This window comes from Mesorhizobium sp. WSM4983, assembly GCF_029625765.1.
Lineage (GTDB): Bacteria > Pseudomonadota > Alphaproteobacteria > Rhizobiales > Rhizobiaceae > Mesorhizobium.
On record NZ_JARTVM010000001.1, the window covers coordinates 384406 to 397521 of the forward strand.

At 62.8% G+C, this 13116-nt stretch carries 13 protein-coding genes; 2 read left to right on the forward strand and 11 right to left on the reverse strand.

Annotation, left to right across the window (positions count from 1 at the left end; genetic code table 11):
• Positions 1 to 4: 4 nt before the first annotated feature.
• From P9254_RS02040 to P9254_RS02080, 9 genes are all read right to left on the reverse strand, one after another.
• Positions 5 to 523 carry a DUF2199 domain-containing protein gene (locus P9254_RS02040; RefSeq protein WP_278053987.1) on the reverse strand — a complete coding sequence of 173 codons (519 nt, stop codon included), beginning with the start codon at positions 521 to 523 and terminating at the stop codon, positions 5 to 7.
• Positions 524 to 910 (reverse strand): Fe-S cluster assembly scaffold SufA, encoded by a 387-nt coding sequence (sufA, locus tag P9254_RS02045; protein ID WP_066995098.1) that lies wholly within the window; start codon positions 908 to 910, stop codon positions 524 to 526. It abuts the gene before it with no gap.
• 108 nt (positions 911 to 1018) lie between these two features.
• Positions 1019 to 1411 carry an SUF system Fe-S cluster assembly protein gene (locus tag P9254_RS02050; protein ID WP_066995299.1) on the reverse strand — a complete coding sequence of 131 codons (393 nt, stop codon included), beginning with the start codon at positions 1409 to 1411 and terminating at the stop codon, positions 1019 to 1021.
• Positions 1412 to 1416: 5 nt separating this feature from the next.
• A complete protein-coding gene (locus P9254_RS02055; protein WP_278053986.1) occupies positions 1417 to 2658 on the reverse strand; it encodes a cysteine desulfurase in 1242 nt (413 codons plus the stop codon).
• Positions 2659 to 2761: 103 nt separating this feature from the next.
• Positions 2762 to 4036, reverse strand: a complete 1275-nt coding sequence (sufD, locus tag P9254_RS02060; protein WP_278053984.1) for a Fe-S cluster assembly protein SufD — start codon at positions 4034 to 4036, stop codon at positions 2762 to 2764.
• Positions 4037 to 4061: 25 nt separating this feature from the next.
• On the reverse strand, positions 4062 to 4817 hold the full coding sequence (gene sufC / locus P9254_RS02065; protein ID WP_066995090.1) for a Fe-S cluster assembly ATPase SufC: 756 nt from the start codon (positions 4815 to 4817) through the stop codon (positions 4062 to 4064).
• Positions 4810 to 5100: a hypothetical protein gene (locus tag P9254_RS02070; protein ID WP_095829960.1), complete on the reverse strand. Its 291-nt coding sequence runs from the start codon at positions 5098 to 5100 to the stop codon at positions 4810 to 4812. Before P9254_RS02070 ends, sufC begins: the two co-directional genes overlap by 8 nt.
• Before the next feature lie 4 nt (positions 5101 to 5104).
• The gene (gene sufB / locus P9254_RS02075) at positions 5105 to 6622 is read right to left on the reverse strand and encodes a Fe-S cluster assembly protein SufB (protein ID WP_278053981.1); all 1518 of its coding nucleotides are present in this window, start codon (positions 6620 to 6622) and stop codon (positions 5105 to 5107) included.
• A 237-nt stretch (positions 6623 to 6859) separates the two neighbouring features.
• Positions 6860 to 8020: a cysteine desulfurase family protein gene (locus P9254_RS02080; RefSeq protein WP_278053980.1), complete on the reverse strand. Its 1161-nt coding sequence runs from the start codon at positions 8018 to 8020 to the stop codon at positions 6860 to 6862.
• 247 nt (positions 8021 to 8267) lie between these two features.
• On the opposite strand from P9254_RS02080, the gene P9254_RS02085 reads away from it, so the two are divergent.
• On the forward strand, positions 8268 to 8942 hold the full coding sequence (locus P9254_RS02085; protein WP_066995082.1) for an alpha/beta hydrolase: 675 nt from the start codon (positions 8268 to 8270) through the stop codon (positions 8940 to 8942).
• A gap of 29 nt (positions 8943 to 8971) precedes the next feature.
• Here P9254_RS02085 and P9254_RS02090 read toward each other — a convergent pair whose 3' ends face one another.
• The gene (locus P9254_RS02090) at positions 8972 to 9823 is read right to left on the reverse strand and encodes a phosphatase PAP2 family protein (protein WP_278103868.1); all 852 of its coding nucleotides are present in this window, start codon (positions 9821 to 9823) and stop codon (positions 8972 to 8974) included.
• 36 nt (positions 9824 to 9859) lie between these two features.
• Complete coding sequence (locus tag P9254_RS02095; protein ID WP_067328273.1) at positions 9860 to 11503, reverse strand: ArnT family glycosyltransferase; 1644 nt, start codon at positions 11501 to 11503, stop codon at positions 9860 to 9862.
• Positions 11504 to 11853: 350 nt separating this feature from the next.
• Here P9254_RS02095 and tyrS point away from each other — a divergent pair, with 350 nt between their 5' ends.
• A complete protein-coding gene (gene tyrS, locus P9254_RS02100; RefSeq protein WP_278053976.1) occupies positions 11854 to 13107 on the forward strand; it encodes a tyrosine--tRNA ligase in 1254 nt (417 codons plus the stop codon).
• Positions 13108 to 13116: the final 9 nt, after the last annotated feature.

The window sequence follows — 13116 nt, forward strand, 5'->3', positions numbered from 1 at the left end:
GAATCTAAGAGCGATGGGTTAGCGCAACCCAGCGCTCGATCTGCCTCACATCTACCCCTTCGCGCTGCGCGGCGACCAAGGGGTGGTCTGCATCATGCAGAAAAACCCTGGGACGCAGATTGCCGGGCTGAAACACAACATTGGCATACAGGTGCATCGAGCTCGGATACTCAGGAATGTCGTGCATCAAATACCCGAAGCAGAGCTCGTCCTCATATTGGCCGCTATCATACCCGGCTCGATAGACATTCCAGCTTCTTTCCGAGACCGACATCCAAACACCGAAACAGAACTCTTCGGACAACTGAGGTACCGGCAAGGGCAGCAGGCAACGAATGAAGCGGTCTGTTTGCCCCGTGGCGTAGCTCACCACGCAAAAATCGTCGTTCCTGCGGAAAGTCGACCGAGCTACCTCGTCAAGCGCGTCTGGATTCACCGGTGCGCCAAAGGCTATATCGGTGGGAAGTCCGGTGAACTCCTGGTCACAGCAGGCACATCGCCAGCGATATGCCTCGGCGCTCACCTAAGCAGCGCTTGAAGCGCGCGCCTCCGCCAGCGCCTTGAGATCGGCCGGCTTCAGCTCGACGGATTCGCCGCAGCCGCAGGCCGAGCTCTGGTTCGGGTTCCTGAAGGTGAAGCCGGTTCGCAGCGTCGTCTGCTCGAAATCCATCTCGGTTCCGAGCAGGAAAAGCGCCGCTTCCGGCGCGACATAGACGTGCGCGCCGTCGCGCTCGATATGATCGTCCTTGGGGTTCGGCTCGGTGACCAGATCGACCGTGTATTCCATCCCGGCGCAGCCGCCCTTCTTGATGCCAAGGCGGATCCCATGCGCGTTGTCGCGCGTAGCGACGATCTCACGCACGCGGTCCGCGGCCTTGTCGGTCATCGTGATGACGGCGAAGCGTCCCATGTCATTCTCCACGTTCGCGCGGGTTCAAGGCCCGCGGAATGAGTCTGCCTTTAAGATGGTGAAGTTTCACCTTTGCTGCAAGCCAGCCAACCTTAGTGGGGTCGCTGGCTAGTACCATCCAACCGCGACCTGCGCCTCTTCCGACATCCGGTCGGGTGTCCACGGCGGGTCGAACACCATATTGACCTCGACGCCCGAAACCCCCTCCACGGCGCCGACGGCGTTCTCGACCCAGCCCGGCATTTCGCCGGCCACCGGGCAGCCCGGCGCGGTCAGCGTCATGTCGATCTTGACCGTCCGGTCGTCCTCGATGTCGATCCTGTAGACGAGGCCGAGCTCGTAGATGTCGGCCGGGATTTCCGGATCGTAGACCGTCTTCAGCGCCGAGACGATATCGTCGGTCAGCCTCGCCAGCTCATCGGCGGGGATCGCCGAGGCCGAGACGAGGCCGTTACCGGCCGTTTCCGGCGCGGTTTCTGCGGTGGTGCTCGCATCTTCCATGGTCGTCACCCGAAGAACTTTCGCGCCTTTTCCAGCGCATCGGCCAAAGCGTCGACTTCGGCCCTGGTGTTATACATGCCGAACGATGCCCTGCATGTGGAGGTTACGCCGAAGCGTTTCAACAGCGGCTGGGCGCAATGCGTGCCGGCGCGGACCGCGACGCCTTGCCTGTCTATAAGCATCGACACGTCATGGGCGTGGATGCCCTGCAATTCGAACGAGATGATGGCGCCCTTGCCGGGCGCGTCGCCGAAGATGCGCAGCGAATTGATGGCGCGCAGCCGCTCGTGCGCGTAATTCTTGAGGTCCGCCTCATGCGCCGCGATGCGCTCGCGGCCGACCTTTTCCATATATTCGAGCGCGGCGCCCAGCCCGATCGCCTGCACGATCGGCGGCGTGCCGGCCTCGAAACGGTGCGGCGGCTCGTTGTAGGTGACGATGTCTTCCGTCACCTCCTCGATCATCTCGCCCCCACCCATGAAGGGCCGCATCGCTTCCAGCATGTGCTTCTTGCCGTAGAGCACGCCGATGCCGGACGGACCGTAAACCTTGTGGCCGGTGAAGACGAAGAAGTCGCAATCGAGGTCCTGCACGTCGATCGGCATATGCACGGCGCTCTGGCTGCCGTCGACGAGCACGGGAATTCCGCGCGAATGCGCGATGCGCACGATCTCCTTGATCGGCGTCACCGTGCCCAGCGCGTTCGACATGTGGGTGATGGCGACGAGTTTTGTGCGGTTCGTCAGCCGCTTCTCGAATTCCTCGATATGGAAGGCGCCGAGATCGTCGACCGGCACCCAGACAAGCTTCGCGCCCTGCCGCTCGCGGATGAAATGCCAGGGCACGATGTTGGAGTGGTGCTCCATGATCGAGAGCACGATCTCGTCGCCTTCGCCGTTCCTCGGCATGCCGTAGCCATAGGCGACCGTGTTGATCGCCGAGGTGGTGTTCGAGGTAAAGACGATGTTGTCGGTGCTCGGCGCGTTGAGGAAGCGGCGTACCGTCTCGCGTGCTTTCTCATAAGCATCGGTCGCGGCGTTCGACAGGAAATGCAGGCCGCGATGGACATTGGCGTAGTCCTGGGAATAGGCGTGCTGGATCGTGTCGAGCACCACCTGCGGCTTCTGCGCCGAGGCGCCGTTGTCGAGATAGACCAGCGGCTTGCCATAGACCTGCCGCGACAGGATCGGGAAGTCGCGGCGGATCGCCTCGACGTCGTAGGGAGCGGTTTCGATCTTCTGGTCCATCACAAGGTCTTTCGAGGCTTCGCCTCACTCCGTCCAGCATCCCTCATCCGTCTTGGTGCTCCGCGCCAATCCACCTTCTCCCAAGTAGGAGAAGGGGAAAGCGCTATCCGTGCGTCGAAAACCAGGCGTCGAGCCGCGCTTCGAGCGCATCGACGAGCGCCTCGTCGTCCAGTTCCTCGATCACTTCCGCGACGAAAGCCTTCACCAGCAGCCCTCGAGCCGCCTTTTCGTCAATGCCGCGCGCCATCAGATAGAACAGATGGTTGTGGTCGATCTCGGTGACCGTCGCGCCGTGACCGCAGACGACGTCGTCGGCGAAGATTTCCAGTTCCGGCTTGGTCGAGAACTCACCCTCGTCCGACAGGAGCAGCGTGTTGCACGCCATCTTGGCGTTGGTCTTCTGCGCGTATTGGTGGACGTTGATGCGACCCTGGAAGACACCCCGCGCCTTGCCGGTCACAACGTTGCGGATCACTTCGGTCGAAGCGGTGTGCGGCACGGCATGGTCGAGCACCATGGTGGTGTCGGTATGCGTGTCGCCGGCCAGAAGGTTGATGCCGCGCAGCTTGAAATCGGCGCCCTCACCAGTCGTCCTGACCACGACTTCCTGGCGCACCAGCTTGCCGCCGGCGTTCATCACGAACAGCGTCAGCTTCGCGTCCTTGCCGATATGCGCCTTGAACTGAGCAAGGTGCGTTGCCGTGTCCGGCTGCTCCTGCACGATCAGCCAGGTCACCTCGGCGCCGTCGCCGACCACGAGCTGGCTGACCGAGCTGACGAGCGCGGCCTCGGCGCCCTCGCCCGTCTGGCGCTCGACGATGATTGCCTTGGCGCCGGCACCGACACGTGCCAGGAGCCGCACATGCGTCTGGCCGCCGGCCTGCAGGTTCTGCAGCTCGATCGGCTTTTCCAGCTCGGCGCCGTCGGCGATGTCGATGAAATAGCCGTCGGCCACGAAGGCCGTGTTCAGCGCGCCGATTGCGTCATCGGCGCCATAGCGATCGAGCCCCGGCGCGACACTGCCGTCGGTGAGCTTCTCCGACAGGCGCTGCACCGTGACGCCTTCGATCGCAGGCGCCTTGGCGCTCGAAACACCGTTCAGCATGGGCAGAGCGGCCGAACCATCGAGGACCGGATCGAGCGCCTTTGCATTGCCGTTGGCCTCGAAGGCCGGCACCGAGGTCAGCAGCCGGCGCAGGTCCGTATAGTGCCAGGATTCGACGCGGCGCGTCGGCAGGCCGTGCTTGACCGCCTCGATCGCGTCGTCGCGCTTGACCATCACTGCGCCGTCGCCGGGCAGCAGCGATAGCCGCTCGCCGAAGGCGTCGATCAGCGCCGTTTCGGCCAATGTCCGCTGGGGCTGTGCGTGCATGTTCATTGCTCTTGCCTCACTTGGCCCCATCTCACGCGGCTTGCCCGATCACGCCGGCATAGCCGTTGGTTTCGAGATCGAGCGCCAGCGACTTGTCGCCAGACTTGATGACCTGGCCCTTGTAGAGCACGTGCACGCTGTCCGGCACGATGTGCTCGAGCAGGCGCTGGTAGTGGGTGATGACGACGATCGCGCGCTCCGGCGAGCGCAGCGCGTTGACGCCATCGGCGACGATCTTGAGGGCGTCGATGTCGAGGCCTGAATCGGTCTCGTCGAGCACGCAGAGCTTCGGCTCGAGCAGCTTCATCTGCAGGATCTCGGCGCGCTTCTTCTCGCCGCCGGAGAAGCCGACATTGAGCGGCCGCTTCAGCATGTTCATGTCCATGTTGAGCGAGGCGGCAGCGTCCTTCACGCGCTTCAGGAATTCCGGAACCTTCAGCGGCTCCTCGCCGCGCGCCTTGCGCTGCTCGTTCATGGCCACTTTCAGGAATTCCATGGTCGCGACGCCCGGTATCTCCATCGGATACTGGAAGGCAAGGAAGATGCCGGCGGTAGCACGTTCGGCCGGATCCATTTCGAGGATCGACTGGCCGTTATAGAGGATGTCGCCTTCCGTGACCTCGTAATCCTCGCGGCCGGCGAGGATGTAGGACAGCGTCGACTTGCCCGAACCGTTCGGGCCCATGATGGCGGCGACCTCGCCGGCTTTGACCGTCAGGTTCAGGCCACGGATGATCTCCGTGCCGTCCTCGACGATGCGGGCATGCAAATTCTTGATCTCAAGCATTATCTTCTACTTTCGTGTTCTTGTTGTCCTCGACGCCGGGTCCTTGACGAGATTTCCCCAGAAGAGCGCCCGCAAGATCGCCAGTAACGATCATCCAGCCAAAAAAACCTACCGCGCCTAGGGTCGCAATCGAACCACCAACATTCCTTACCGAACTCAAGCCAAATATCGCGCCTATTAAAGCCACCACGGCACCTCCAATAGCCAGCGTCAACAAGAGCATCAGAACGATGACTATCAAACTCTGGATACGCTCGAAGAATTTCCAGGAGCGCCGTTCCATTTAGTCAGCCCACGCTGCCTTCCAGCGAGATCCCGATCAGCTTCTGCGCCTCGACGGCGAACTCCATCGGCAGCTGCTGGATGACGTCCTTGACGAAGCCGTTGACGATCAGCGCGATCGCCTCTTCCTCGGGGATGCCGCGCTGCATGACGTAGAACTTCTGGTCCTCGGAGATCTTCGACGTCGTCGCCTCGTGCTCGAACTTCGCCGTCGCGTTCTTGGCTTCCATGTAGGGCACGGTGTGCGCGCCGCACTGGTCGCCGATCAAGAGCGAGTCGCAGTTGGTGAAGTTGCGGGCGTTGGTCGCCTTGCGGTGCGCCGAGACCTGGCCGCGATAGGTGTTCTGCGAGAATCCGGCGGCAATACCCTTGGAGATGATGCGGCTCGACGTGTTCTTGCCGAGATGGATCATCTTGGTGCCGCTATCGACCTGCTGATAGCCGTTCGACACCGCGATCGAATAGAACTCGCCGCTGGAATCGTCGCCGCGAAGGATGCAGCTCGGATATTTCCAGGTGATCGCCGAGCCGGTCTCGACCTGCGTCCACGAGATCTTCGAACGGGCGCCGCGGCAGTCGCCGCGCTTGGTGACGAAATTATAGATGCCGCCCTTGCCCTCGGCGTCGCCCGGATACCAGTTCTGCACCGTCGAATATTTGATCTCGGCATCGTCGAGCGCGATCAGTTCGACCACCGCGGCATGCAGCTGGTTCTCGTCGCGCTGCGGCGCCGTGCAGCCTTCGAGATAGGAGACATAGGCCCCCTCTTCGGCGATGATCAGCGTACGCTCGAACTGGCCGGTATTCTTCTCGTTGATGCGGAAATAGGTCGACAGCTCCATCGGGCAGCGCACGCCCTTCGGCACGAAGACGAAGGAGCCGTCGGTGAACACGGCCGAGTTCAGCGTGGCGTAGAAATTGTCAGAAGTGGGCACGACCGAGCCCAGGTATTTCTGCACCAGCTCAGGGTGCTCGCGGATCGCTTCCGAAATCGAGCAGAAGATAACGCCGGCCTGAGCCAGCTCCTTCTTGAAGGTGGTGACGACCGACACGGAATCGAACACCGCGTCGACTGCGACGCGGCCGGACTTGTAGACGTTGTCGTTGGCCTCCTCCAGCTCCGAAGCGTCGGTCTTCTGCACGCCGGCGAGGATCTCCTGCTCCTTCAAAGGAATGCCAAGCTTCTCGTAGACCTTGAGCAATTCGGGATCGACCTCGTCCAGCGACTTCGGTCCCGGCGTGCTCTTCGGCGCCGCGTAATAGTGGATGTCCTGGAAGTCGATCTTCGGATAGTGGACGCGCGCCCAGGTCGGCTCTTCCAGCGTCAGCCAGCGCCTATAGGCGCCCAGACGCCATTCCAGCATCCAGTCCGGCTCGCCCTTCTTCTCAGAGATCAAGCGAATGATGTCTTCGCTCAGGCCCTTGGGGGCCTTGTCCATCTCGATCTCTGTCTGGAATCCATATTTATACTGGTCGACGTCGATCTTTCGGACTCGATCGATCGTCTCCTGCACAGCAGGCATAAGCGTTCTCCATCCACGCCGGGGTCAAGGCCCGGCAGTTTTCAAACTATGGCACCGCAGAAACGCGCCCCGGGAAGGACTCGGCTGCGGAGTAAGCTCCATATAGTGCGTTCCGGCCGGAAATTCACCCGTCCAAACGAAACGCACGGCTTTATCAGGCCGGATGGCCTGAATTCGTCTTTCGAACACCGGATTTCAAGAGCCGCCCGGGATCTCTTGTCCGATGCCCTGCCGCCGTCAGGCAGCCTTTTCTTTTCCAGCCCGACGCGCGGCTATGCCCGCCAGAGCCGCCCGGAACGCCTCGATCTCCTCGGCGCCGGTGGCGCGGCCAATCGAGACGCGCAAGGCGCCAAGGCTCTCGCCGTGGCCCATCGCCTTCAGCACATGGCTTGGCCCGACTTTCCCCGACGAGCAGGCGGAACCGGCCGACAGCGCAACACCGGCGAGATCGAAGGCGATCTGCGCCGTCTCGGCCTTGACGCCGGGAATAGCGAAGAATGTCGTATTGGCAAGCCTTGGCGCTGCCGCTCCAAAGATTTCCGTATCAGGGACGAGCTCCCGGACGATGGCTTCGACCTTGTCGCGACGGCGCGCGACCGCTTCCATGTCTTCCAGGCCGGCGAGTGCTGCCCGCGCCGCGGCACCAAAACCGGCAATGCCGGGAAGATTCTCCGTGCCGGCGCGATGGCCCTTTTCCTGGCCGCCGCCTTTGATCAGCGGCTTCGGCATCATCAGATCGGCCCGGGCGACGATGGCGCCGACGCCCTTCGGGCCGCCGATCTTGTGCGAGGAAAGGATCAGATAATCGGCATAACCGGCTGACATGTCGATCGGAATCCGTCCTGCCGCCTGCACGGCATCGACGACCAGCACGCCGCCCGCTTCCTTGACGATCTCGGCGATGCGTCCGATCGGCTGGATCACCCCCGTCTCGTTGTTGGCGGCATGGATCGCCACCAGCGGCAGGCCGGCAGCCTTGTCATGCGCGGAGAGCGCCGTAGTCAGCGCCTCGAGATCGGCAATGCCGTCTCGATCGACGCCGATCCTCGTCACCTGCGGCGCCGAGAACCGCCCGCCATTCAGAATGCAGGGATGATCGGCGGCCGAGACATAGAGGTGGCTGATGCGGATAGAGCCGCGCCCCATCTGCCAGTCGGGAGCAAGCAGCGTCGATGCGGCCTCCGTCGCGCCGGAGGTGAACACGACGTGCTCGGGCCTGGCATTGACCAGCCCTGCCACGTCACGCCTGGCATCCTCGATCAGCCGCCGCGCCGCGCGGCCCTCGCTGTGAACCGACGACGGATTGGCGGCATCGAGCGCCGCGACCGCCGCCGACCGCGCCTCTGCCATGAGAGGTGCGCTGGCGTTGTAGTCGAGATAGGCGCGAGTTGCGGCCATTTTCCTTCAGTCGATCCTGTCAGCAGCCATTCCGCGAGGACAGCGCGTTATTTCCTTGAAATTGCAAGGCGAGCCGTCCTATTTACCCGGCTTGCGGCGCGGGCGGCCGAGAAAATACGTTCTCGGCACCCAGTTTTGAACAATTCTAAACTAGCTTCTAGGAAGACGCTTGCCCGGCGTCAAGGCCACAGAATGGGCCAAAGGAAGAGTCCGGGCTCGCGCCTTCGTATGCCACGTGGAGTATTTTATGCCTGAGGTCATTTTCGCCGGTCCGGCTGGTCGCCTGGAGGGCCGTTACCAGCCTTCCAAGGAAAAGAGCGCGCCGATCGCCATCGTGCTGCATCCGCACCCGCAATTCGGCGGCACGATGAACAACAAGATCGTCTACGACCTCTTCTACATGTTCCAGAAGCGCGATTTCACCACGCTTCGCTTCAATTTCCGCGGCATCGGCCGCAGCCAGGGCGAGTTCGACCACGGTACCGGCGAATTGTCGGACGCGGCCGCTGCGCTCGACTGGGTGCAGTCGCTGCATCCGGATTCCAAGAGCTGCTGGGTCGCGGGCTATTCCTTCGGCTCATGGATCGGCATGCAGCTGCTCATGCGCCGGCCCGAGATCGAGGGCTTCATCTCGGTCGCCCCGCAGCCCAACACCTACGATTTTTCGTTCCTGGCACCCTGCCCGTCGTCCGGCCTCATCATCCATGGCGATGCCGATAAGGTGGCGCCGCCCAAGGACGTCCAGACGCTGGTCGACAAGCTGCACACGCAAAAGGGCATAACCATCACGCAGAAGACTATCTCCGGCGCCAACCATTTCTTCGCCAACCACGCCGAACTGCTGATCGACGAATGCGCCGACTACCTCGACCGGCGTCTGGCCGGCGAGCTCGCCGATCCACGGCCGAAGCGGCTGAGGTAGATTTCGGGCGATCCTTAGACCAAATAGCTCTACGGGCGGTCAGCCGACAATTGCTCGCGGCTCCGCCTCGCCAGCGATGTTTTGTCCTTGGATCCGCTGGAAGACAGCAGCCGGAACGTGCGCTTGGGCACGGGTCTGGTCGACGACGGCCGTCGGAAGATGAAACCGAGCCGCGCGAAGACCAGCCCTGCGGCGATCGCAAAGGCAAGGCCGAGCCCAAAGCCGGCCACTATGTCGCTCGGATAATGCGCGCCGACGAAGACGCGCGTCGAAGCGATCAAGGCCGTGGCCGCAAGCGCGATGTGCCAGCGCCTTGGAAACAGCAGCAAGAGGACGCCGAACACCGCCCCCATCGTCGTGGCATGGCCGGACGGAAAGCCGGCGAAGCGCGCATCCATGGCGAAGGGATGCAGCGACAGCACCCCGTAATCGTTGAAATAGAGCGGCCGGGCCCGGCCGATGCCGTATTTCAGTAAGTTGACGGCCAGCCCGGAAAGACCAACCGCGCAAAGCACCAGGAAAGCGAAGCAGGTCCAATTGTAGACGAGCAGACGCGACGACCTGGAAAGCCGTCGCCAGTCCGTCAGGTTGGCGGCGACGAGGCAGAGAACCGCGGGGATGAGATACCAGCCGCCCAGGCCGAAATCCGTTAAGAAGTCGGTGAAACGGACGAAGCCTGGCGTCCACCCGCCGCGCATCCTGCCGGCGGCGCTGTCCAGGGTGAGGCCAATGGCTATGGCCAGCAGAAGCCATGCAGAGACCCAGACGAGCCAGGGAATCTCAGGATAGCGCGCGGGACGCACTGCAAAACGCCGCTGCACGATGCGCGTCGTGTCGAGGAAGTTGCCGAGCGAACGGCGGTAAAGAGAAACGGCGGACATGGCTCTATAGGCGTCTTCGAGCTCCGACATTATTCCTCACTGGGCCACTCGATAAAGGCCGAGCGCCAGCTTGTCTCCTGACGAATAGTTGAGCCCGTCGATCTCGGTCAGTCGCTTCGCCGACTTGCCCTGCCCGGCAAGCAGCTCGTTGAGCTTTTGCTCCTCCTTGACCGGCGCCAGTCCCAGCGCACAGGTCGGATCGGCCAGCAGGTGCCTTGCCACGCCATCGACGTCGGTCAGCACGGTCTTGGTCCCGACCAGGAACACCAGGCTCGGCTCGTGATAGGGGGACGAGGCGAGCACCGTGGTGTCGCAAGGACGGTTGGCATCGACGGCTGCCCTGATGGCCGGGCTCAGCCAGATCGGCCTCAGCGACGGCGCAATCACGCCGAACAGCAGGCTGAACGTTACGCCCGCGCCGATCGCGATCGCCGCGATGCGTTCGAGCGGCACCTGCAATTGGCGCGGGAAAGCCAGATAGCCGGTCACGAGCGCGGCGATTGCCGCCGGAATGCTCCACCAGGAAAAGGCTTTTGCGAGATAGAGCGGCGCGCCTATGCATACTGCGGCTAGCCCGATCGACACGACGACGACGCCGAAGGCGGTCGACCACCACAGCCAGTTCTGCCAGCGCTTGAGCGGCGCATTGGCCTTGTCCTCCGGCAAGGTGAGCAGCCAGCCGATCAGCAGCGCCATGCCGGGATAGGCCGGCAGCACATAATGCGGCAGCTTGGTCGGGATCGCCTCGAACACCAGCCAGAAGGGGATATACCAGGCGAGACAGAAGCGCAGGCGCGGGTCGTCCCAGAAGCGGTTGATGGCCTGCAGCCCGGCACCGACCGCGATCAGGCCGAAAGGCCACATGAACAGCGAATAGGTGAGCATATAGAAGCCCGGCGGCAGGCCATGCGATTCCTCGCCTTGCGCCACCTTGTTCAGCATGTCCTTGCCGACCGCCTCCTGGAAGAAGGCGCCGCCGCTCTTCCAGCTGATGAGGATGATCCAGGGCAGCACGATGACGAGCACGATTGCGACGCCGCGCACCAGCTTCAGCTTCAAAAGCCAGCGCCAGTCGCGTTCGAAGGCGAACAGCGCGCCGGCCGTCAGCAGCGACAACAGCGGAGCGACCGGACCCTTGATCAGAATACCCAGACCCTGCGCGATCCAGAAGATCCATGGCAGGTGGCCGGCAACCGGCTCCTTGCGGCGCGCGGCCAGATAGACCTGCGCCAGCGCGCCTTGCGCGGCCACGCAGCAGGCGAGCAACATGGCGTCGGTCTTGGCGTCGCGGCCTTCGAAGGCGGTGGCGAAGATGGCGGCCATCATCAGGCCGGCGGCAAGGCCGGCATTGGCGCCGAAGAGTTTTGTACCGGTCCAGCCGATGCCCACGACGGCGAGCGCGATGCCGAGCATCGAAACCAGTCGATAAACCCAGATCGGCGCTTCGGCCCCCTCACCGCTCAATGCGACGGCCGCCGATTGCAGCCAATAGATGCCGATCGGTTTCTTGTAGCGCGTCACATCCTGCAGGCGGATGTCGATGTAGTCGCCGGTCTCGACCATCTGCTTGGTCGACTGGACGAAGCGGGATTCGTCGCGGTCGATCGGCGGCAGGCTTGCCAGCCCGCTGACGGTCATCAGGATGCTGAACAGAAAGAGGAGGAGATAGTTCCTGTTCATCGCGGGAGCTTGTCCGATCTGATCTGCGGGATAGCCCCGTCGCGGCGTGTCGGGGCGTGCTGCCCTTGCGCGGGCGCCTCATTACGCCAGCAAAAGAGGCGAAGCAAGGATGCGGCTCATGGCAGGCGATAGCACGCAATGCCCCAAGCCACTTTTGCTGATCGCCCATTTGCCGGTTGAAGTGCGGTCTTACGCGAAACCGGAACTCACTGTTGCTGATCACCTGTTTGCCTGTTGAAGCGCGATCCTACGCAAAACCGGAAACCACTTTTGCTGATCGCGCTTGGATGCTAAACGCGCCCCTTCACGTCAAGCTCGGCCAAATGCCGTGCGACCTCCGGGAAGAAACGATGTCCGCCTTCAAGTCCGATTTCCTGCGCATCATGAGCGAGCGCGGCTTCATCCACCAGATTTCGGATGAAACCGGCCTCGACCAGCTCTTCGCCAAGGAAACGGTGAGCGCTTATATCGGCTTCGATGCGACAGCGAAGAGCCTGCATGCCGGATCGCTGATCCAGATCATGATGCTCCACTGGCTGCAGCAGACCGGCCACCGGCCGATCGCGCTGATGGGCGGCGGCACCTCGATGATCGGCGATCCTTCCTTCAAGGACGAGGCGCGCAAGCTGCTGACGCCTGAGGACATTGAGAGCAATCTCGTCGGCATCCGCCGCAATTTCGCGCCTTACCTCAAATTCGGCAGCGGCGCCGGCGACGCGGTGATGGTCAACAACGCCGACTGGCTGATGGAGATCAACTACGTCAATTTCCTGCGCGATGTCGGCCGGCATTTCTCCGTCAATCGCATGCTTGCCTTCGATTCCGTAAAGCTCAGGCTCGACCGCGAACAGTCGCTGTCGTTCCTCGAATTCAACTACATGATCCTGCAGGCTTACGACTTCGTCGAGCTCTACAAGCGCGTCGGCTGCCGGCTGCAGATGGGCGGCTCCGACCAGTGGGGCAACATCGTCAACGGCATCGATCTCGGTCATCGCATGGAAGGCGTGCAGCTGTTTGCGATGACGACGCCGCTGCTCACCACCTCGTCGGGCGCCAAGATGGGCAAGTCGGCCTCCGGCGCTGTCTGGCTCGACGGCGATATGCTGTCGCCTTACGAGTTCTGGCAGTACTGGCGCAACACCGAGGATGCGGATGTCGGGCGCTTCCTGAAGCTCTACACGACGCTGCCGCTCGCCGAGGTCGCGCGCCTCGAAAAGCTCGGCGGCTCGGAGATCAACCAGGCGAAGAAGATTCTCGCCACCGAGATCACCGCCATGCTGCATGGCCGCGCGGCGGCCGAAACGGCTGCAGAGACCGCGCGCAAGACTTTCGAGGAAGGCGCGCTCGCCGACACGCTGCCCAGCATCGACGTCGCCAAGGCTGATCTCGAGGCCGGCATCGGCATCCTGTCGCTGTTCGTCACCGCCGGGCTCGCCGGCTCCAATGGCGAAGCGCGCCGGCATGTCCAGGGCGGCGCCGTGCGCCTCAATGACAAGGTGGTGAGCGACGACCGGCGCGTGGTGACGCTTGAGGACCTGGGCGCGGAAGGTGTGGTGAAGCTCTCGTTCGGCAGGAAGAAGCACGTTCTGGTGCGGCCGATCTAGTCGGCCCCA

Bases quoted from the DNA above. Each gene is read 5' to 3' on its own strand.
- sufA (WP_066995098.1), bottom strand. From the start codon at position 910: ATGGGACGCTTCGCCGTCATCACGATGACCGACAAGGCCGCGGACCGC.
- P9254_RS02050 (WP_066995299.1), bottom strand. From the start codon at position 1,411: ATGGAAGATGCGAGCACCACCGCAGAAACCGCGCCGGAAACGGCCGGT.
- P9254_RS02055 (WP_278053986.1), bottom strand. From the start codon at position 2,658: ATGGACCAGAAGATCGAAACCGCTCCCTACGACGTCGAGGCGATCCGC.
- sufD (WP_278053984.1), bottom strand. From the start codon at position 4,036: ATGAACATGCACGCACAGCCCCAGCGGACATTGGCCGAAACGGCGCTG.
- sufC (WP_066995090.1), bottom strand. From the start codon at position 4,817: ATGCTTGAGATCAAGAATTTGCATGCCCGCATCGTCGAGGACGGCACG.
- P9254_RS02070 (WP_095829960.1), bottom strand. From the start codon at position 5,100: ATGGAACGGCGCTCCTGGAAATTCTTCGAGCGTATCCAGAGTTTGATA.
- sufB (WP_278053981.1), bottom strand. From the start codon at position 6,622: ATGCCTGCTGTGCAGGAGACGATCGATCGAGTCCGAAAGATCGACGTC.
- P9254_RS02080 (WP_278053980.1), bottom strand. From the start codon at position 8,020: ATGGCCGCAACTCGCGCCTATCTCGACTACAACGCCAGCGCACCTCTC.
- P9254_RS02085 (WP_066995082.1), top strand. From the start codon at position 8,268: ATGCCTGAGGTCATTTTCGCCGGTCCGGCTGGTCGCCTGGAGGGCCGT.
- P9254_RS02090 (WP_278103868.1), bottom strand. From the start codon at position 9,823: ATGTCCGCCGTTTCTCTTTACCGCCGTTCGCTCGGCAACTTCCTCGAC.
- P9254_RS02095 (WP_067328273.1), bottom strand. From the start codon at position 11,503: ATGAACAGGAACTATCTCCTCCTCTTTCTGTTCAGCATCCTGATGACC.
- tyrS (WP_278053976.1), top strand. From the start codon at position 11,854: ATGTCCGCCTTCAAGTCCGATTTCCTGCGCATCATGAGCGAGCGCGGC.